General features: G+C 64.8%; 18 protein-coding genes, 1 tRNA gene and 1 pseudogene. 15 read left to right on the forward strand and 5 right to left on the reverse strand.

The annotated features are described in order from the left end of the window. The first annotated feature begins 171 nt into the window (after positions 1–171). The 4 genes from ACE3QW_RS02860 to ACE3QW_RS02875 all read left to right on the forward strand — a co-directional run bounded on the left by ACE3QW_RS02860 (position 172) and on the right by ACE3QW_RS02875 (position 3,398). The gene (locus ACE3QW_RS02860) at positions 172–381 is read left to right on the forward strand and encodes a hypothetical protein (RefSeq protein ID WP_374250352.1); all 210 of its coding nucleotides are present in this window, start codon (positions 172–174) and stop codon (positions 379–381) included. A 458-nt stretch (positions 382–839) separates the two neighbouring features. Beyond that, on the forward strand, positions 840–2,009 hold the full coding sequence (locus tag ACE3QW_RS02865; RefSeq protein WP_374250353.1) for a zinc-dependent alcohol dehydrogenase: 1,170 nt from the start codon (positions 840–842) through the stop codon (positions 2,007–2,009). An 11-nt stretch (positions 2,010–2,020) separates the two neighbouring features. Beyond that, a complete protein-coding gene (locus ACE3QW_RS02870) occupies positions 2,021–2,839 on the forward strand; it encodes an SDR family NAD(P)-dependent oxidoreductase (protein WP_374250354.1) in 819 nt (272 codons plus the stop codon). Positions 2,840–2,993: 154 nt separating this feature from the next. Further along, positions 2,994–3,398: an ester cyclase gene (locus ACE3QW_RS02875; RefSeq protein WP_374250355.1), complete on the forward strand. Its 405-nt coding sequence runs from the start codon at positions 2,994–2,996 to the stop codon at positions 3,396–3,398. An 83-nt stretch (positions 3,399–3,481) separates the two neighbouring features. Here the strand turns inward: ACE3QW_RS02875 and ACE3QW_RS02880 are convergent. Further along, positions 3,482–3,894: pseudogene (locus tag ACE3QW_RS02880) on the reverse strand (transposase); the annotation flags it as partial. A gap of 126 nt (positions 3,895–4,020) precedes the next feature. On the opposite strand from ACE3QW_RS02880, the gene ACE3QW_RS02885 reads away from it, so the two are divergent. The 5 genes from ACE3QW_RS02885 (at position 4,021) to ACE3QW_RS02905 (ending at position 8,880) form a co-directional block, all read left to right on the forward strand. After that, on the forward strand, positions 4,021–4,152 hold the full coding sequence (locus ACE3QW_RS02885) for a hypothetical protein (RefSeq protein WP_374250356.1): 132 nt from the start codon (positions 4,021–4,023) through the stop codon (positions 4,150–4,152). 123 nt (positions 4,153–4,275) lie between these two features. Further along, positions 4,276–5,079 carry a hypothetical protein gene (locus tag ACE3QW_RS02890; protein ID WP_374250357.1) on the forward strand — a complete coding sequence of 268 codons (804 nt, stop codon included), beginning with the start codon at positions 4,276–4,278 and terminating at the stop codon, positions 5,077–5,079. Positions 5,080–5,111: 32 nt separating this feature from the next. After that, complete coding sequence (locus ACE3QW_RS02895) at positions 5,112–5,321, forward strand: helix-turn-helix domain-containing protein (RefSeq protein WP_374250358.1); 210 nt, start codon at positions 5,112–5,114, stop codon at positions 5,319–5,321. Between the two features lie 377 nt (positions 5,322–5,698). Continuing rightward, positions 5,699–8,224, forward strand: coding sequence for a DUF3987 domain-containing protein (locus ACE3QW_RS02900; RefSeq protein ID WP_374250359.1), 2,526 nt, complete (start codon positions 5,699–5,701; stop codon positions 8,222–8,224). A gap of 89 nt (positions 8,225–8,313) precedes the next feature. Beyond that, a complete protein-coding gene (locus ACE3QW_RS02905) occupies positions 8,314–8,880 on the forward strand; it encodes a terminase small subunit (protein ID WP_374250360.1) in 567 nt (188 codons plus the stop codon). A gap of 83 nt (positions 8,881–8,963) precedes the next feature. Here the strand turns inward: ACE3QW_RS02905 and ACE3QW_RS02910 are convergent, their stop codons facing one another. Then, on the reverse strand, positions 8,964–10,274 hold the full coding sequence (locus tag ACE3QW_RS02910) for a tyrosine-type recombinase/integrase (RefSeq protein WP_374250361.1): 1,311 nt from the start codon (positions 10,272–10,274) through the stop codon (positions 8,964–8,966). Positions 10,275–10,396: 122 nt separating this feature from the next. On the opposite strand from ACE3QW_RS02910, the gene ACE3QW_RS02915 reads away from it, so the two are divergent. The 6 genes from ACE3QW_RS02915 to ACE3QW_RS02940 all read left to right on the forward strand — a co-directional run bounded on the left by ACE3QW_RS02915 (position 10,397) and on the right by ACE3QW_RS02940 (position 16,276). Then, positions 10,397–10,465 (forward strand) — tRNA-OTHER (locus ACE3QW_RS02915). Between the two features lie 802 nt (positions 10,466–11,267). Next, positions 11,268–11,954 carry a Crp/Fnr family transcriptional regulator gene (locus ACE3QW_RS02920; RefSeq protein ID WP_374250362.1) on the forward strand — a complete coding sequence of 229 codons (687 nt, stop codon included), beginning with the start codon at positions 11,268–11,270 and terminating at the stop codon, positions 11,952–11,954. Positions 11,955–12,212: 258 nt separating this feature from the next. Further along, positions 12,213–13,517 (forward strand): M20 family metallopeptidase, encoded by a 1,305-nt coding sequence (locus ACE3QW_RS02925; protein WP_374250364.1) that lies wholly within the window; start codon positions 12,213–12,215, stop codon positions 13,515–13,517. Beyond that, positions 13,514–14,356, forward strand: a complete 843-nt coding sequence (locus ACE3QW_RS02930; protein ID WP_374250365.1) for an ABC transporter permease — start codon at positions 13,514–13,516, stop codon at positions 14,354–14,356. The genes ACE3QW_RS02925 and ACE3QW_RS02930 overlap by 4 nt, the downstream gene beginning before the upstream one ends. 25 nt (positions 14,357–14,381) lie before the next feature. Continuing rightward, positions 14,382–15,401, forward strand: coding sequence for an aliphatic sulfonate ABC transporter substrate-binding protein (locus ACE3QW_RS02935; protein WP_374250366.1), 1,020 nt, complete (start codon positions 14,382–14,384; stop codon positions 15,399–15,401). After that, positions 15,398–16,276 (forward strand): ABC transporter ATP-binding protein, encoded by an 879-nt coding sequence (locus tag ACE3QW_RS02940; RefSeq protein WP_374250367.1) that lies wholly within the window; start codon positions 15,398–15,400, stop codon positions 16,274–16,276. Before ACE3QW_RS02935 ends, ACE3QW_RS02940 begins: the two co-directional genes overlap by 4 nt. Before the next feature lie 24 nt (positions 16,277–16,300). Here ACE3QW_RS02940 and ACE3QW_RS02945 read toward each other — a convergent pair whose 3' ends face one another. The 3 genes from ACE3QW_RS02945 to ACE3QW_RS02955 are packed head-to-tail and all read right to left on the reverse strand — an operon-like array spanning position 16,301 to position 19,354. Beyond that, positions 16,301–17,677: an amidase family protein gene (locus ACE3QW_RS02945; protein ID WP_374250368.1), complete on the reverse strand. Its 1,377-nt coding sequence runs from the start codon at positions 17,675–17,677 to the stop codon at positions 16,301–16,303. Then, positions 17,670–18,518, reverse strand: coding sequence for an ABC transporter ATP-binding protein (locus ACE3QW_RS02950; RefSeq protein ID WP_081762864.1), 849 nt, complete (start codon positions 18,516–18,518; stop codon positions 17,670–17,672). Before ACE3QW_RS02950 ends, ACE3QW_RS02945 begins: the two co-directional genes overlap by 8 nt. After that, positions 18,515–19,354, reverse strand: coding sequence for an ABC transporter permease (locus tag ACE3QW_RS02955; protein ID WP_374250369.1), 840 nt, complete (start codon positions 19,352–19,354; stop codon positions 18,515–18,517). Before ACE3QW_RS02955 ends, ACE3QW_RS02950 begins: the two co-directional genes overlap by 4 nt. Positions 19,355–19,363: the final 9 nt, after the last annotated feature.

Consider the following 19,363-nt stretch of genomic DNA (forward strand, 5'->3'; position numbering starts at 1 on the left):
AAGGGGGCACTTGTACCACATCGCCCGCGCTATGCGGCAACTGAGGAAGAGCGCGGGGCTGCTCACGCCAGTAGCTACAGCCATTGAATGAGCTCAGCCCCTATATCTCGTAGCTTGTTCTCTTTTTGTTCTCATGAAATCCATAGGCGCAGATCAGCGCCGGAGATGACCATGTCGAGCGAGCCCCAGCCCGCCGAGCGAGACCCTTTTGACGTCAGCGAAGCGGAGATAGACGAGGCATTGGCAGCCTGCGAAGGCGACGCGCCAGCGACGATCCGCGCCCTGCTGGTGGGGCAGGCCTACCTCGAGCACGAGATGTCCCGCATCCAGGCCGACGCATCGTCCGGCTTCCGCCGGCGCCGCCATGCTCTTGGTGATTGAGGTGGGCCCCCGATCCAAGCGGCATTGGAGTTCGGCTGACCGAGAGGCATTCATCGAGGCTGTGGGGGCAGTCCGACATCGCATCATTGCCCTGATGAGCACTTGCCCCATCGGATCGCCGGAATACCGCGCGCTTTCGGACCTCATGGAGGCGGTGAACGCGGCGGGCAGATTCCTTGATCTCAAGTGGACCCATCCGGGAGGCAACCAGTTTCAGGAAAAAAGATGAACGACCAGCCTTGGACGTCGCCCGACGCGCCGCCCTGGGGGGGGCAGACGGCTTTTTCGCTCGACGTTCCGCTGAAAATCGAAGCGCAGGCATAGTCGCACATCCATTTCACAAGCCTTGCTAGAGGAACAACTCTGCCCAGGTTCGGTTGGCCAAGTGAGACGGAGCCATCCCTGGCGCTCTCAAACGGCGCGCCAAAAGTCACGTCGGCCTCCCGAGGAGAGAAGCGATGAAGGCTCTGACCTTCCACGGCAAAGGCGACATTCGATGCGAGCAGGTGCCGGACCCTCAAATCCAGCACCCGCGCGACGCCATCATCAAGGTGACGGCCTGCGCCATCTGCGGCTCGGACGTTCACATCTATGATGGCGTTATCCCCTCCATGGAACACGGGGATGTGCTGGGGCACGAGACCATGGGGGAGGTGATGGAGGTCGGCAGCGGCGCGTCGAACCTGAAGGTGGGCGACCGCGTGGTGGTACCCTTCACCATTTCCTGCGGCGAATGCTTCTTCTGCCGGCGCGGTTTCTATTCCGGCTGCGAGAGATCCAATCCAAACCATAAGATGGCCGAGGAAATGTGGGGCTATTCCCCAGCCGGCCTCTTTGGATACTCTCATATGCTTGGCGGATATTCAGGGGGGCAGGCGGAATACCTGCGTGTGCCCTATGCCGATGTCGGCCCTATCAAGGTGCCGGATGGGCTCACCGACGAACAGGTGCTCTTCCTCTCCGACATCTTCCCCACGGGCTATATGGCGGCCGAGTTCTGCGACTTGAAGGGCGGCGAGACCGTGGCCATCTGGGGCTGCGGTCCAGTGGGCCAGATGGCCATCCGCAGCGCCTTCATGCTGGGCGCGGAGCGCGTCATCGCCATCGACACCGTGCCCGAGCGCCTCGCTCTGGCGCGGGCCGGCGGCGCGGAGACGCTCGATTTTCTGGATGAAGACATCTATGCGCGCATCCGCGACATGACCAACGGCCGCGGCGCCGACGCTTGCATCGATGCGGTGGGCACGGAGGCGGATGCCTCATCCTCGCTCTTGGCCCGCATCGATCGCATCAAGGTCGCAACCTTCATGGGCACGGACCGGCCCCATGTGCTGCGGCAGGCGATCCAGTGCTGCCGAAACTTCGGCGTCGTCTCCATCGTCGGCGTCTATGGCGGCTTTCTGGACAAGATCCCCATGGGCTCGGCCATCAATCGCGGCCTCACCTTCCGCATGGCCCAGACCCCGGTCCAGCGCTACCTGCCGATCCTGATGCAGCGCATCCAGAACGGCGACATCGATCCCTCCTTCGTCATCACCCATCGCGCCGGCCTGGAAGATGGGCCGGACCTCTATGCCCAGTTCCGCGACAAGAAGGGCGGCTGCATCAAGGTCGTCCTCAAGCCCTGAAAGGACACCCCATGGCTCAGGCCAATCCCCACACCCACGCTCCCGGTACGCGGGGCCTCGCGGTCGTGACGGGCGCGTCATCCGGCATCGGCTACGAGCTGGCGCTGCTGCTGGCACGGGACGGTTTCGATCTGGTCATCGCCGCAGATCAGCCCGAAATCGAGACCGCTGCCGAAGCGCTGAGCGCCGCGGGAGCAGAGGTTCTCTCCCTCCAGACGGATCTTGCCACGATCGAGGGGGTGGACAAGCTCTGTGCCGAAGTGGAGCGCCTCGGGCGGCCGGTGGAGGCGCTCTGCGCCAATGCGGGCCATGGGCTCGGCAAAGGCTTCCTCGATCAGGATTTCAATGCGGCGCGCCATGTGGTGGACACCAACGTCACAGGTACCATCTATCTCATCCACCGTATCGGCAACGCCATGCGGCGGCAGGGCTCCGGCCGCATCCTCATCACGGGCTCCATCGCGGGCTTCATGCCCGGCAGCTTCCAGGCGGTCTACAACGGCACCAAGGCCTTTATCGACTCCTTCGCCTGGGCGCTGCGCAACGAACTGAAGGACACCGGCATCACCGTCACCTGTCTGATGCCGGGGCCGACCCAGACCGAGTTCTTCGAGCGCGCGGACCTGATGGACACACAGGTGGGGCAGGCCGAGAAGGATGACCCCGCCGACGTCGCGCGCGCCGGCTACGACGCCATGATGTCCGGCAAGGGCGATGTGGTGGCGGGGTGGAAGAACCGCATCGAGAGCGCCATCGCCAATGTCACGCCGGCAGCACTGCTTGCCGAGCAGCATCGCAAGATGGCTGAGCCTGGATCAGGGCACAGTTGAGATTTGCTGCTTTCTGCGCATGGCGACAGGCCATAGGCCGAACGCAGGGCGGCCTATGGGCCGAAGTTGGGCAGGGAAGGCGTATTAGCAACCGGACCCGCCCCCCGTTCCTTTAGCGCAATCCGAATCGGACGGTGATTACCGGAGGTTGGCGATGAACGATCCGCACGAGCAAGCCGCAGACTTGACGTATAAGCGATATATCGCCTGCCTGAACGCCCGCAACTGGAGCGAGCTCAGAGATTTTGTGACGGCCGACGTAGTTCACAACGGGCGGAGTTTGGGGGTGGACGGCTATCAGGAGATGCTAGAGAAAAACTACCGGGATATCCCCGATCTTTATTTCAATGTCGATCAAGTCGTGACGAATGAAAAGCTTGTAGCCTCGCGACTTCGTTTCGATTGTTCGCCGATCGGCGAGTTCCTTGGCATGCCGGTCAACGGACGGCACGTCGTCTTTCATGAGCACGCCTTCTACACGTTGAGGGAGGGCAAAATCGCCGAGGTCTTTTCCGTCATCGATAAGGCGACGATCGAAGCGCAATTGAGGTCCCAGTGAACCGCCCTCAGGTTCTAGCTGCCTTGGGATTTCGCTTTGTGCTGCCGTTCTTGACGGTCGGTCACCGTCAAACGTCGTCTCAGCCGTCGTTGGTCTTCCTGCGCGCGCTTGCTCAGCGGGTCCTTGAGCCAGGCGTAGAAGCCGCTGGGCTGGACACGCAGGCACCGACACATGGCGCGGATCGAAAACAGCAGGCGGTGCTCGGCGATGAACGCGTACTTCACTTTGCATCCTTGGCGAAGTACCCGGCCGCTTTTTTTAGGATGTCGCGCTCCTTCGTCACGCGCTGCAACTCGCGCTTCAGCCGGCGGACCTCTGCGGCCTGATCGTCATCGCGGGCCACGACAGCAGGCTTGCCTTACCGTTTCCTCCACTCGTAGAGCGAGTACTTGCTGATCCCCAGCCGGGCCGCCACCTCCGCAACCGGATAGCCCCGTTCGGTGATCTGAACGACCGCGTCGCGCTTGAAGTCCTCGGTGAAGTTCGTTTTGCCCATAGGGGCCTCCTTGCCTCAAATTTAGGGAAGAAGGCGTCCAGGAATCTAGGGGCGGTTCATATAGACATAAAGCAGCTGTTAGAAACATTGGTGATGGCGCGCAACGAACTTCTCGCGAGGCCTCCTATGACTGAAGAGGAGGCAATGATGAAGCGGACGCATATTGCGACCTCTGATGACCTTGCGGACGATGAGTTCACAACGGCGGGCGTTGGCGATCTGATCGCCCGTCTGTGCGAGTATCGTCCGGGCGCCTGATCCCACGTCCATCTAATGACGACACGGCAGCACTGCAAGCTGACGTATTTCGTTCTGAAAGGCCGCTGAAACATCGGTCCCCGATGATGGTGGACGCTGGTGGACGCGGCGGGAGACGCAGAGATGGATCAGAAACTAACTTTCGACCTGAACACGCTCCCCAAGGGGGGGTGGCTGCGCCTGGAAGAGGCAATGCAGTTCGTGCTTTCTGAGGGCAAGGGGGAGTGGGATGAAAGTGTCGCCGCGTTTCAACTCGCGCTACATGAGGCGGCGAGGGATGGCGCGCTTGTTTTGCATGGCATCCCGAAGCAGTTCGACGAAGATGAATTCGAAGAAGACCCCGCCGCTCGCCAGACGATACCATCCACGTACTTCATGCTGAGCGCAGTGTGCGGCTTCGACTACGAGGATGGCTCCATCCTGCCATTTTCGTTCGAAGCCGACTGCGAGGATAGCTACAATCGGCTCGTTCGTCGCCGCACCCAGCCCATGGCGGGCACGGCCGACGAATGGCGATTCGTCATCGTCGAGCGAAAGGCGTTCGTCGTATTTCTGCGGGATCGCCTTGGCGCGGCAACGACCGAGGGGATGGAAATCGCGCACCGCGTCGTCCTGCCCAGAGTGTCGGAAGCCGAATTGTTGGACATGGTTCGCAGGGCGAACGACTGGCTCGGCGGCACGGCTGGGCACCCGGTTGACGTTCCTCGCTTGCTCACCGCAATCAACCATGCGCTGAAAGGTCGTCGCGCCCACCTGACCCGCAAAACTCTTCGACCGGCTCATGAGAAGGCGTTCCCCGGTCGGAGCGGCAGCGGGCGCCTGCCCAAAGACGAGACAACGGCCCGAGAACTACGCCACCAAAATTGCGCCCGGAAAAGCAGCTTGGCGGAATTGTTGTTTTCGACGCTACAGGACGCCAGAAAGTAATTAGGGACACCTCGAACTCGATGGTGAGCCCGATGAAGCTGAACACTTCTTCCGCCGCGCGTCCCGAACATGGTCCCGTTCCACGCGCCTATTCCGTGAAGGACGCGGCGCAGACGTACGCGATAAGCCGTTCCACGCTGTACGTGCTACTCCGGGATGGAAAGCTTCGCGACCGCAAGGTCGGCGGGCGGCGCGTGATCCTGGCAGCCGACCTCGATGCCCTCATCGGTGTGGAGGGCTGATTATGACCCGCTCATGCAAATACGACGACCGTCGTTGGAACCTGTCGCCCACCGGCGCATCGTGCGCCACATGCCTCCACTTCGCCCCCGATCGCCCCCAGGATGCGTGGCCAGATGGTGACTGTCGCATCGCGCACCCCACGCAGGGCGAGCCCCGCTGGCCCCAAGTCCGGTCCCGGTATGACTGGTGCAGTTGTTGGACGGTCGACCCAACGGCACGGCCCCTGCCGGACTGGACCAACAAAAATCACGGCGAGATCGCGGAAGAGTTCAATCGCGGGCGGTAGCCCACCTCTCGCGCAGAAAGCAGAGGGGCCAGCCCGGCGAAGGTCGGCCTCTTCAAAAATTCAGTGCGGTGCACGATGAATGCGACGGCCATGACAGAAAAATCCCCGCCCGCCAAGGCTCCCGGCTCCCCATCATCGCTCCCGACCTTGGCCGCCGCGCTCCAATACGCTGCGCACGGCTGGCCTGTATTTCCGTGCAACCCCGGGACGAAGGCGCCGCTGACGCCGCATGGCTTCCGCGATGCCAGCACCGACTCGGCCCGCATACGCCAATGGTGGACGCGCTGGCCCGGTGCGATGCTAGGACTGCCCACCGGCGCCGTTTCCGGCGTGGTCGTCATCGACCTCGACGTTGACCCGGCGAAGGGTCTCAACGGCATCAACGAGATTGAGCGCATGGAGGCGATGCACGGCCGGCTGCCGGACGGCCCAGCCGCGACCACGCCGCGCGGCGGCGCCCACCTCCTTTTTCGTCACGATCCCGAGCGCCCTCTGCGTTGCTCCACAGGCCGCATCGCCTCCGGCATCGACGTGCGAGCGGACGGGGGGTTCGTCGTGCTGGCACCGTCCATTAGGACCGATGGCGCGCGATACGAGTGGATCAGCCCACCCTTCGCTGATCTCGATTTCCCCGACCTGCCTGCGTGGCTTCTGGACCTCCTCGACCGCCCGAAGCCCCCTGCCACCACCACGTCTGCTGCCGCTTCGCACCAGCCCCCCGACCTCGATCCGCGCCGCCGCGCCTACGCGGAAAGCGCCCTCGACCGCGAGGCCGAAGCCGTCGCCACCGCACCACAAGGTGGAAGGAATGCCCGCCTCAACGAGGCAGCCCACGCGCTGGGGAATTTCGTCGGGGCAGGCGTCCTCGACGAAGGTGAGGTGATCGAAGCCCTCAGCGCTGCTGCGCGTGAAGCCGGGCTCGTAGGCAGCGAGATCACGAAAACAATCCGCTCCGGCCTCATCGCCGGTGCGCGGAAGGCGCCGCGCTGGCCGGCCGATTGGCAGGAAGAAGCCGCCGAGGCCGAACGACTTCGGTCGCTGAACGCCCCGTTGCTTGCCGGGGTAGATGGGGCGCCCCAGCAGTCCGGCCCCGTTGGCGCCTCATGGTCCCAGCCCGACCTCAGCATCCTCGCCGAGAACCGCCGCGCGCCTCCGAAGTTCGATCCCGAGTGGCTCGGCCCCGCGCTCTCGACCTGGGTGCTGGCCACGGGGAAAGCAACTTCAGCGCCTGCGGATTATGTCGCCGTGGCCCTTCTGACGCTCGCCGGCAGCATGATCGGAAACCAGCGCCGCGCGCTGGTTGGCGCAAAGTGGACGGAGCCGCCAATTCTCTTCAGCGCGCTGGTTGGCTTTCCCAGTGCCGGCAAAAGCCCCGCCTTGGGAGCCGTCATGAGCCTCGCGTCCGAGGAGGAAGCGCGTCTCGCCGCCGTGTACCGCGAGCAGATGACAGAATACGAGAGCCGCAAGGCCGCCTCGGAGGCGGCTAGGGCCGCCCATCGAACCGCGTGTCGTGATGCACTGCGCGGCAACCCCGAGCTCGCCGAGGCCGTGCCGGTTCCGATGCCGGAAGGCCTGGAAGAGCCGACGAAGCCCTTCCTAGGTCGGGTCATGGTGCAGGACGCAACCGTCGAGAAGCTTGCCTACATCGCCGCTGGAAACCCGAAAGGGTTTCTCAGTTTTCATGACGAGCTTGCTGGCCTACTCTCCAGCTTCGGTCGATATTCTGGCAATGGTGGTGCCGATAGAGCGTTCTGGCTTCAGGCGTATAACGGTCGAAACCATGTCGTTGACCGGGTTAAATCTGACGAGCCGATCCGTTTTCCGCATCTCGCAGTCGGAATTCTGGGCGGTATCCAGCCTGATCGGGCTGCCGAGTTGCTGGTCGGTGCCGATGATGGGCTGCCCGCGCGTTTTTTGTGGTGCTGGCCCGATCCAGTGCCGGGCTTTTCGGTGGCGCGGGACGCGATCGACGACACCATCGCGCAGCAAGCGATCAGCCGTCTGGCCCGGCTCGGCATGGCTCCGCAGCCAGCTGGCCAGCCGGACGCGCCCATCCTCGTCCCCTTGGAGGAGGTCGCGATCCAGCGCGTGGAGCGCATCGCGCGGGCGATGAAAGGCCGGGAGGAGGGCGCCTCGCCCCTGATGCGTGGTGCCCTTGGCAAGGTGCGGGGCACCGTGGTCCGTCTTGCCACGATCCTTAGCTATCTCTGGTGGTCGGCATCTTCCCGTGACCCGTTCGACGAGCCTCGCGAGATCGGAGAGGCGGCAGTGGCCACCGCCGCCGAGATGATGCTGCGATATTTCATCCCTCACGCCGAGCGGGTGTTCGGCGATGCCTCGATCCCGGCGGCGGAAACGAATTCTGCGACGCTGGCGCGACACCTGCGGGAAAAAGGGCTCCCCACCTTCAACGCCCGCGCTGTCGGCCGCGAGATGGGTGCTCCTCTCCGGATGGCAGCCGATATGGATGCCGCCTGCGATGAATTGGTCGAGGCCGGGCTGATCCGCCGCATCGACGTCTTAAAGGCGGGGCGCGGACGGAGGCCCAAGGACTTCCAGATCAACCCTATTTTGGCACTGGCATCGAACTCGGGCAAAACGCCGATGTCGAATTAAAACCCATCAACACGCTGACTTATAATGGGAATTTCATTTCGTCGATTTTGGCATTTTGGCCAAGGAAAATAGATAGAAGGAGAGATGTCATGACCCCCAAGCAGGCGACGTTCGTTCGCGAATATCTGACCGACCTCAATGCCACCCAGGCTGCAATCCGCGCTGGATATAGCAAGCGCACTGCGGCGTTCATCGGAGCGGAAAACCTCAAAAAACCCTATGTGGCCGCCGCTGTCGAAGCCGCGATGGCCGAACGGGCCGCTCGAACTGAGATTACGGCTGATCGCGTGCTGAAGGAGCTGGCGAAGCTGGCGTTCTTCGACATCCGAAAGGCGTTCAACTGGGACGGATCACTTAAGCCCCTCGATGAGATGGACGATGAGACGGCCGCGTCGATTGCCGGCCTGGAGGTGAGCGAGCTGTCCGATGCCGATGGCAATGCGGTGGGGCGGGTGAAGAAGATCAAGCTCGCCGACAAGCGCGCGGCTCTGGTCGATATCGGCCGCCACCTCGGGATGTGGAATGACAAGGTGACGCTGCAGGGCGACGCCGACAACCCGCTGGTGCTGCTCGTGCAGCAGCTTCAGGGCGGCGCCATCAAGCCCGTCGATGTTGTGCCTCCGGAAGAACCAGCCGCGGTCCACGGGCCGCACTGACTGCAATCAGTCATTCAGTCGAGATTGAAGGGGCTGCCGAAAGGTGGCCCCTTCTGCGTTTTCGAGCGACGAAGAGCGCCCATTCAGCTCCCCGCCTTCCCTCGGCGCATCGGAGTGATGCTGTTGGCACCATCGCCAATACCCAGGCGAGGGAACGCGGCTCGGATCGTGTCGGCCACGTAGGACGGCGCGAGATGCGCGTAATGCTTCTCGGTGATGCGCGTGTCTGCATGGCCGAGCTGCGCAGCGATCACGCCCATGGGGGTGCCCTGCATGGCGAGCTGACTCGCATGTGTGTGGCGGAGCTGATGGAACGTCACGGCGGGCTCGATCTTCGCGCGGGCCGAGGCCTCCTCCATCGGGCGCTGCTGCTGCGACGCCTTCCATGGGCTCCCCTCCTCCCGTACAAAAATGAGCGCGGAACCCGTCTTGCCGGCGGTGAGGGCGCGGAATAGCTCCTGACCCTCGTCGGTAAGAACGACATGGCGAGGCTTGCCGCCCTTGGCCTCCCGCACCAGAGCTGTGCCACTGTCACCATTGAAGTCCGCCACCCGCATCCGCACCAGCTCCCCATACCGGCACCCCGTCAACAGAGCGCCGCGCACGAGGTTCCGGAAATCCGGAGCGCAGGCATTCACTAGCCGGCGGCATTCATCCGCGCTCAGGAACCGGACAACCGCATCGTCGACTGCCTGGAAGGGCGAGACCTTCTTCCATGCCTCGTCGCTTGTCGCGATCCCCTCGCGATAGGCATGGTTCAAGGCAGCCTTCAGGATGGTAAGCTGCCGGTTTGCGGTGGAGCGCCGCGCCCGGACCGCGTCCGCGTCTGTCACGCTGTGCGCTTTCGTCTTCCGCTTCTGCTCGCCAGCTTTGGTTCTGACCAGTTTCGGCGCTGTCGCGATCTCGTGGTGCCAATCCCGGATTTTTCGGACAGTCAGCCTCCGGACCTCGATATCGCCGAGCCGCGGGACGATCCTCGCCTCGGCCGCTTTCCGATCTGCATAGACGCCTTTCGAGCCCTTTCGCTCACGGAACAGGAAATAGTCCCGCAACGCGTCGGCCACGGTATACGGCGCATCCAGCGCGACCAGGAGACCCGCCTGCTCCCTTGCCTTCCGATCGAACCAGTCCCGCGCCCGGCCCTGCGCCTGCTCAAAGCTGAACACGGTCAGGCCGTCTGCATCCCGGTGGTCATCGGCGGCGCCGAGCGCTTCGTAAGCCTGCGCCCCATCTTCCCCACGGAACCGGGCGATCCACGTGCCGCCCGTCTGTCCCTTCCGGAACCCGACGAAACATCCGTCACTCACCTTGGTCCAATAGGGCTCCCGACGTACCGCGAGCCTCGCTCTGGCAGAGCGGCTGTCGGTCTTCGAACTGCGTGCCACGCGCGCCATGACGGCCCCCTCGAGAACGTACGGAAAATGTACGGAATAAATGTTCCGGGACAACCCCGGACAGCGGTGGACTAAAAATATCATAAAATCAACAGGCGCAATGTCCCGAGATGTCCATAGGCGTACGCTAAAATGGTATATGTCGCTCTCTCACAGCGAAAACAGGGGTTCGAGTCCCCTTGGGAGCGCCATTCTTTTCAATGGCTTAGCGCGAAATCTCCTCTCGATAGACGTTCGGTACGAAAAAGCCCCGGAAAAGCCGTTACCGTCCCGGTGCGTCCGCAGGCGTGCGCGTGGGGGCGAGATGGCCGACGCCGCTGAACCGAAGCCAGCCTCTCCCATGCTCTGATCGTGGCCCAGTTCACCGGTGGTGGATGAGACCTGTCTCTTGAGTTCGGTGCTCGGCCGCGCTTTCAGGAAGATCGCCATGCATGGCTTGCGATCTTCATTCTGCGATTGGGCTGCCGAGGTGGCGAGCTTCCCACGCGCGATCTCCGGGCGGGCCTTGCCCATGTGGTGGGCGGCGCCACCGATCGTGTCTACCGCAGCGGGGATGCGCTTGAGAAGCGTGAGGTGGGGCGCCCCTCGGCTTGCGATACATATCCCCTGCTAGGCCCTTCGGTTGAGATACGTCCCAGATGAGGCACCCCGAGTCAGAAATGACGGCGCTTCGAATCTTTCAAATAGAAATAATTCTGCAGTATCACTGCGATTTTGACAATTTAATCAAATACTAAACGGAATGTAATTTGTTTTATATCTAGGAGTCTCGCCTGCGAGCCACCCAAGAGAGGCATTTACAGCCCCGTTTGATCTGGAATTATCAGAACAGACTCTGCCAAATTTTTCTCGATCTCCATGCTGTCATCCGCCAGCCTTCACAGTACCTTGATGACCTCCACAAGCGCAAAGAGCATCTGGCGAGGGCAAATGGCGAAAGATGACGTCAAGGGAGATGCTCTCGACGCCCCTATTCTGCTGGCGGAATGGGAGATGCCTCTGCATCGTGAGGCGAGCCTGATCGAACGGCTCTCGGAGGTCGATCAGGCCATCGTTCGGATGCATGGGCGGGAGATGCTCCTTTCGGCCGGCGAGCCGCTCTTCCGTCAGGGCGAGCACCACGACGGCATCGTGGTGATCGAGGACGGGCAGATCCGCAGCTTCTATGTGGCGCCCTCGGGACGCGAGATCACGCTGGCCTATTGGTCCAAGGGTCATTTCGTGGGTGGACCCGACGTGTTCGGCGGCGGCACGCATATGTGGGCCGCGACCGCCATGCGGCCGAGCCGGCTGCTGTTCCTGCCCGGCGCGGGCCTGCGACAGCTGGCGCGGCAAGTGCCGGATCTCGCCATCGGCATCATCGATGCGCTCGTGTTCAAGGCCCGCTGCTACTCCGCCTTCGCGCAGATGCTGGGCACGCGGTCCGTCGCGCAGCGGCTCGTGCAACTGCTCCAGCACCTCGCCCAGACCTATGGCGTGAAGGACGAGCGCGGCATCCTTATCGCCGCCGCCTTCACCCATGCCGATCTGGCAGCGCTCATCGGCGCCACACGGCAGTGGGTCACGGTGCAGCTCGGCCGGATGCAGCAGGAGGGCATCCTCACCAACCGGCGCGGCCTCATGGTCATCCTGAAGCCCGAAGCGCTCACCTCGCAGCTGGAACACGCTGAGGGTCGGTGACCGCCTGTTTCAGAAGGATGGCTTCTGTAACCCACGAAGACGCAAGCAACAAATTGCCGTTATATAAAGAATGTCGATTTGATAAATTAATGGCCGCCTGATTGAGCGCGCTCCGGAATTCGGGCGCGAAAATGAGCGGGCGCCGCTCAAAGGCAATTCCTTTGCAATGACGAAACTGCCAGTCTCTTCAAAGCGATAACGCACATCCCGGCAATTGGCATCCCGCTTGCTCAGCTCTGTTGCGCTTTCGAGGATGCCATGACCGTCGCACTGTCTTCCCAGCCCGCCGCAGCCGCCCCGCGCGATGCGGTTCTGTCCTTCATCACCGAAAAGGCGTGGCTCGATCTCGCCTGCGAATTGATCCCGGCCGGTCAGCCGGAGGCGGAAAATCCGCTGGATCCCGATCTGCCCGGCGGCAAGGAAGAGGGCATCGCCCTCCTGCTCGCCGACAAGCTCACAGCGCTCGGCTTCGGAGTGGACCTGAAGGCGCGCACGCCCCACCGGCTCAACGTCGTCGCCGACCTTCCCGGCGCCCAGGAGGGGCCATCCCTCATCCTCAACGATCACCTCGACACCTATCCCGCCGGCGACTGGGCGGCGTGGACCATGACCGGCGGCCACCCCTTCCGGCCCACGCGCCACGGCGACCTGCTCTATGCCCGCGGCACATCCGACACCCGCGGCAACCTCGCCTGCACGCTGCTGGCGGTTGAAGCCATCCGGGCGGCAGGCGTGCGCCTCAAGGGCACGCTGAAGTGCGTCTATACGGCGGACGAGGAGAAGAACGGGCCGGACGGCTCCATCTTCCTGCTCGACGAATGCGGGCTCGAAGCCGACTACACCATCGTCTGCGAGCCCACGGCCTGGACCGCGCCCGATGGCAGCTGGGGCATGGGCATCGCCATCGCTAATTGCGGCAACTTCCTCGTGGAGGTGGAGACAACAGGCATCAAGACCCATCTGTGGCGGCCCGATACCGGCATCAACGCCATCACCAAGATGATGGAGCTGCTGCCGCAGCTCGAAAAGATGAGCTTCGCCCACACCCCTGCCCCGCACGCGGGCGGTACGCCGCCCATGGTCACGGTGCTGCGCATCGCCGGGGGCGTGCCGCGCGAGATGCAATTCACGCCGGACAGCTGCAAGGCCGTGCTGGGCGTGGTGGGCATCCTGCCGGGCATGACGCGGGACAGCGTGATGGCCGATATCAACCGCGTGATCGCCAGCGCGCTTGCCGCCGACCCGACCCTGAAGGCCGAGGCCCGGCCTTTCCCCGGCGCGCTGTTCGTGGACGGCACCGGCGAGCAGGAGGCGGATGCCGAGCCCGTCCGCGCCCTGCGCAAGGCTTACGGCGAGGTCCTTTCGGGCGAGCCGAAGCTCTACCGCAAGAACGCCTTCAACGACACCATCCGCTTCTCCGAGCGCGGCTTCAAGGCGGTCACCTTCGGCCCCGGCGAAGACGGCTGGGCGCCGGTGAACGAGAGCATCCACATCGGCAAGGCGGTCGCGGCGACCCGCATCCTCGCGCTCACCGTCATGGACCTTCTCGGAGTGGAAGAATGAGCGTCGTGGAAACGGCAGGCGAGCCCGCGCAGAGGGCCGTCCGGCCCAGGCTGCTGCCGGCTCGGCTGCGGGCGGCCCTGCCCCGCACACGGCTTCTCACGGCGCTGACCGGCGCCACGCTCTTCGCGCTCTGGTGGCTCGCGGCCCATTATGCGTGGGTGAACCCGCTCTTCCTGCCCTCGCCGAAGGCGGTGTGGGACGCTTTCGTTCGCACCGCGACCGTGGGCTACCAGGGCAGCCTCCTGCACGAGCATCTCATCGCCAGCCTCTACCGGGTGCTGGCGGGATACACTCTCGCATGCCTCGTGGGCATCCCGCTCGGCATCGTCATGGGCCTCAGCCGCGACGTCAAAGCGGTGTTCGATCCGGTGATCGAATTCTACCGGCCCCTGCCGCCGCTCGCGCTCTACACGCTCATCGTCATGTGGCTCGGCATCGGCGATGCCTCCAAGGTCGCCATCCTGTTCCTGGCTGCGCTGCCGCCCCTGACCATCAGCTCCATGCACGCGGCGGCGAGCGTCGATCCGCGCTACGTGAAGGCGGCGAAAAGCCTCGGCGCCAACTCGCGCCAGCTGTTCCGCCACGTCTTCCTGCCCGCCTGCCTGCCCGGCATCTGCACCGGCATGCGCATTTCCCTCGGCTTCACCTACACGGTGCTGGTCGCCGCCGAGATCGTCGCCGCCACCGCCGGCCTCGGCTGGATGATCTGGGACGCGAGCAAGTTCCTGCTCGGCGACATCGTGATCATGGGTCTGTTCGTCCTCGCCTTCACCGGCATGGCGCTCGATTTTCTCATCCGCCTCACCGAGCGCGCCCTCACCCCCTGGCGCTTCCGCTGATCCCCTTCGCCGACTGGAGACTGAGATGACATCGCTTCGACGCACGGCTTCCCTTCTGCTTGCCGCCGCCGCCTTCTCCCTCGGCCTTTCGGCTGGCGCGCAGGCGCAGCAGAAGCCGGAGGGGATCACCATCGGCTATCTCAACCTGGTCAATGCCCAGCTCGTCACCAAGGCGCTGGGCCTGCATGAGAAATCCGGCGTGCCCATCAAGTGGGTCAAATTCGGCTCGGGCGGCGACATGAACCGCGCCGTGGCCGCGAACCAGGTGGATTTCGGCGGCGTCGGCAATCCGCCCTTCACCCTCGGCGCCACCCGCGCTTTGCCCTACAAGGGCATCTTCGTGCTGAACATGCTCGGCCCGGTGGAATCCCTGGCCGTGCGTTCCGACAAGAACATCAAGTCGCTGAAGGACCTCGCCGGCAAGACGGCAGCCGCCCCCTTCGGCTCCACCACCCATTATCTGTTCATCGCGGCGCTGAAAGAGGCGGGGGTGAACCCCACCGACGTGAAGCTCATCGATCTGTCGCCCTCCGATGCCGTCGCCGCCTGGCTGCGCAAGGACATCGACGCGGCATGGATCTGGGAGCCCAACCTCGACAAGATCGTGAAGAACGGCGGCGAGATCTTCCTCACCAGCGGGGAGATGGCGAAGCGCGGCTATCCCACGTGGGACGTGGGCGTGGTGATGAACGACTTCGCCGCCAAGTATCCCGATCAGGTGGTCGCCTACGTGAAGGCGGAATGCGAGGGCATCGACTACTGGCTGAAGCACCCGAAGGAGACGGTGGACATCATCGCCAAGGAATTGTCCCTGCCGCCCGAGGATGCCGAGCGCATGATGAAGGGCACAACCATGGTGCCCTGCCCCGAGCAGATCACGAAGGACTATCTCGGCACGCCCGGCCAGATCGGCCAGTTCGCCGACACCATGCTCGCCACCGCGACCTTCCTGAAGGACCAGGGGCGGCTCCCCTCCGTGATGGACCGGGCCGGCTACGCGGCCTTCATCGATCCGTCCTACCTCGCGAAGGCGCTCGGCAAATGAGCGGCATCCGGGAGGCCATCTCCATGGCCCCGCCCCCTCCCCTGCCCACGCACCTCGCCCCCGCACCGGGGCGAGGCCGGCTGCAGCTGAAAGACCTCTCCATCGCCTATGGCGAGGGCGCCGCGCGGCGGACGGTGGTGGAGCGTTTCGACCTCGACGTGGAGCCGGGCGAATTCGTCTGCGTGCTCGGTCCGTCCGGCTGCGGCAAGTCGACGGTGCTCAATGCGGTGGCGGGCTTCGTGCCCGCCGCGCGCGGGCTGCTGGAAGTGGATGGCGAGACCATCCGCGGCCCCGGCGCGGATCGGGGCATGGTGTTCCAGCAGGCGACGTTGTTCCCCTGGAAGAGTGTGCTGGACAATGTGGCCTTCGGCCCGCTCATGTCCACCGGGAGCACCTCGACGGCGGAGCAGACGGCGCGGACCTTCCTGTCCCTCGTGGGCCTTGCCGCGTTCGAGAAGCACTATCCGTCCGAGCTTTCGGGCGGCATGCAGCAGCGCGTGGGCATCGCTCGCGCGCTCGCCAATTACCCGCGCGTGTTGCTCATGGACGAGCCGTTCGGTGCGCTGGATGCCCAGACACGGGCGATGATGCAGGAAGCGCTCCTGAACATCTGGGCGGAGTTCCGCACCACCGTGTTGTTCATCACCCACGACATCGAGGAAGCCATCTTCCTCGGCGACCGTGTGGTGGTGATGAGCGCCAACCCCGGTCGCATCGTCGCCGACATCCGCGTGGACATTCCGCGCCCGCGCACGCCGGAGGTGCAGTTCTCTGAGGCATTCGTCGCCATCAAGCGGGAATGCTTCGCCCATATCCGGTCGGAGACGCTGAAGGCGTTCGCCCACCAGCAGAGCGGCGCCGCGCCGGTGGGGTGATCCCTCGGCGCGGGAGGGGCAGGGTTACACCTGCCGCTGAAACTGCCGGGCGAGCCCCGAAACGACACCATCCTGCCCGGAGAGCCCGATGAAGCTGAGCGATGAGGGCAGGCCTGCGCGCGCCGGAGCGCCCGGCGCCGCGATGGCGCACAGGTCCATGGGACCGACGAAATAGGTGTAGGTGCCCATCACCCCATTGCGCACCATCGGGTCGGCCAGCATCTCGTCGATGGTGTAGATGGTCGGCACCGTCGGCACCACGAAGGCGGCAAAATCGGCGAGCGCGATTTCGGCCGCGTGCTTAAGCTCACGCATCCGGTACAGCGTCTCGAACGCCTGCTTCGCGGAATAGCCGCGCCCCGGCTCGATGGCGGCGAGCGCGGCCGGGTGAATGGCGTCGCGGTGGGTCGTGATGATCTCCTCGTACTCGACGAGGCGCTCGGCCACCAGCGCGGACTGGAACACCAGCCGCCCCGCCTCCTCGAACGGCGCGAAATCGATCTCCTCCAGCGTGAAGCCGAGCCCGCGCAGGCGGTCGAGATTGGCGGCGAAGGCAGCCTCGGCATCAGCATCGCCGAAGAAGCGCATCTGGTCCCGGCGCGGAATGGCGAGGCGCGCGGACGACGCCGGCACCGGCGCGGTTCCGATGGCGTCCGCATCGCGGCGGCTCCAGGGATCGAGCGGGTCATAGCCGGCGATCAGGCCGAGAATCTCGCTCGCGTCGTCCACATTGGTCGCGAAGATGGGAATGCAATCGAGCAGGCGGCTGTTGTAGACGGCACCGCGCGTGCTCACGAGCCCGAGGGATGGCCTCAGCCCCACGATGCCATTGCAGGCTGCTGGAACGCGTCCCGACCCGCCCGTGTCGCTCCCCAGCGAGAAGGAAACGATGCCGGCCGCCACGGCCACGCCGGAGCCGGAGCTGGACCCGCCGGGGATGAAGGCGGGGTCGAGCGCGTTGCGACACAGGGGCTCGGGGCTGCGCGTGCCGTTCAGGCCCGTCGCAAACTGGTCCAGGGTGTTCTTGCCGATCAGCACGGCCCCGGCCGCCTCCAGGCGGGTAATGGCCAGCGCGCTTTCCCGTGGCGCCATGGCGACCACGGGGCAATTGAGCGTCGTCACCATCCCCGCCACGTGCAGATTGTCCTTCACCGAGAAGGTGAGGCCGAGCAGTGGGAGGACCTCGCCGGCCCGCGCGCGGGCGGCGGCGGCAGCGGCCTTCCGCTCCACCTCGGCACGGGGGACCAAAGCGGTGAAGATGCCATCCCCGGCCGCCGCCTGGGCGCGATCCGCCGCATCAAGCGCCAGCGCCACCGGATCGGCGCCATCGGCGAGAGCGGCACGGGCGGTCGCGAAGCCGCTTCGCGGAGGGCGGACCGTGGGGGCAACCTTGTCAAGCATCGTGGGTCCCTTCGAAGGCCTTCTGGCTCTGCTGTCGGATGAGGTCGAGACACTCCCGGCGAAGCGCCTGGAAGCGGGCCCCCAGCGTGGTCTCGATGGCGCGCGGCCGCGGCAGATCCACGGCGAGGTCGCGGACGATGCGCCCCGGCCCCGCTGACATGACGAGCACCCGGTCCGCCAGCAGCACGGCCTCGTCGATATCGTGCGTGACGAAGAGGATCGTGGTGTCCAGCTGCGCCCACAGCCGAAGCAGGCCCTCCTGCATCACCGTGCGGGTCTGGGCATCCAGCGCGCCGAACGGCTCGTCCATCAACAGGATGTTCGGCCGGTTGGCGAGCGCGCGGGCGATGGCGACGCGCTGCTGCATGCCGCCCGAGAGCGTGTGCGGAAGGGCCTTGGCGGACCGCGAAAGACCGACCATCTCGATCAGCTCGTCGGCGATGGCCCCGGCGTCGGCCCGTGATTTGCCGGCCATGCGCGGGCCATGCGCCACGTTCGCCCGCACCGACTTCCAGGGAAACAGCCGGGGCTGCTGGAACACGACACCGCGATCCGGTCCCGGCCCCGTGACGACCTTCGTGCCCACCACCACCTCGCCCTCATAGGGCGTCTCGAAGCCGGCAACGGCATTGAGGAGGGTGGACTTTCCGCAGCCCGACGGCCCCAGCAGGCAGATGAACTCGCCCCGGCGCACCTGAAAGGACACCCGGTCCACGGCGGGCACGAGTTCGCCACCGTCCCGCTCGAACGCGATGGTGACATCGCGCACGTCGATTTCCACCTCGCCCGCCTCCCTCACCGGGACAGGCACGGGCTTGCGGATCATGGAAATGATGCTCATCGCCACCACACCAGGCGCTGCGCCAGCATCGCGAAGCAGCGATCGGCGATGAAGGAGATCAGGCCCAGCGCCGCGAGGCCGGCGAAGACGAGGCCCGTCTGCATGTTCTGCTGGGCCAGCTGGATACGATAGAAGATGCCGGCGAACGCGCCCGCCAGCTCCGCCGCCACCAGCGTGTAGAAGGAAATGCCCACCGCCGTGCGCAGGCCCACGACGATGAAGGGCAGCGCGCTCAGCAACACCACCTCGCCCACCAGCCGGCGGCGTGGCGTGCCGAGCATCTGGGCGGCGCGCACCAGTCCCTGGTCCACCTTCTGGACGCCGAGATGGGTGGACAGCCAGACGGTGAAGAACACACCCCAGACGATCAGAAAGACCTTCCCGCCCTCCGACAGCCCGAACCACAGGATGACGATGGAGACGAAGGCGATGGGCGGGATGGGCCGCAGCACCTGGAACAGCGGGCCGAGCAGCCCGGAGAAGAAGGCAGAGCGACCGGTGAGCAGGCCGCATCCCACGCCGACGACGGACCCGACGAGATAGCCGGTGGCCACACGCTTCAGGCTCGCCACCGCGTCCTCGACGAACAGGCCGCTCGTGACCCATTCCATCGCCGCGCGTGCAACTTCGGTGGGGGCGGGAAAGAGGATGGGATTGACGATCCTCGCCTGCGCGATCAGTTGCCAGACCATCAGGAAAAGCGGGATGGAGACGAGCCCCACCGCCATGTTGATCCGCTGGCTCAGCCGGGCATTGCGCCGCCGTTTCGCCCCCGCGGCGGGGAGTGCGCCACCCCCGCGAGGGGAGAGCGCCGCCGGGGTGGAGATATCAGCCATGATGCCGGC

The sequence above is a fragment of the Xanthobacter sp. genome, from assembly GCF_041911315.1.
Classification (GTDB): Bacteria; Pseudomonadota; Alphaproteobacteria; order Rhizobiales; family Xanthobacteraceae; genus Xanthobacter; species Xanthobacter aminoxidans.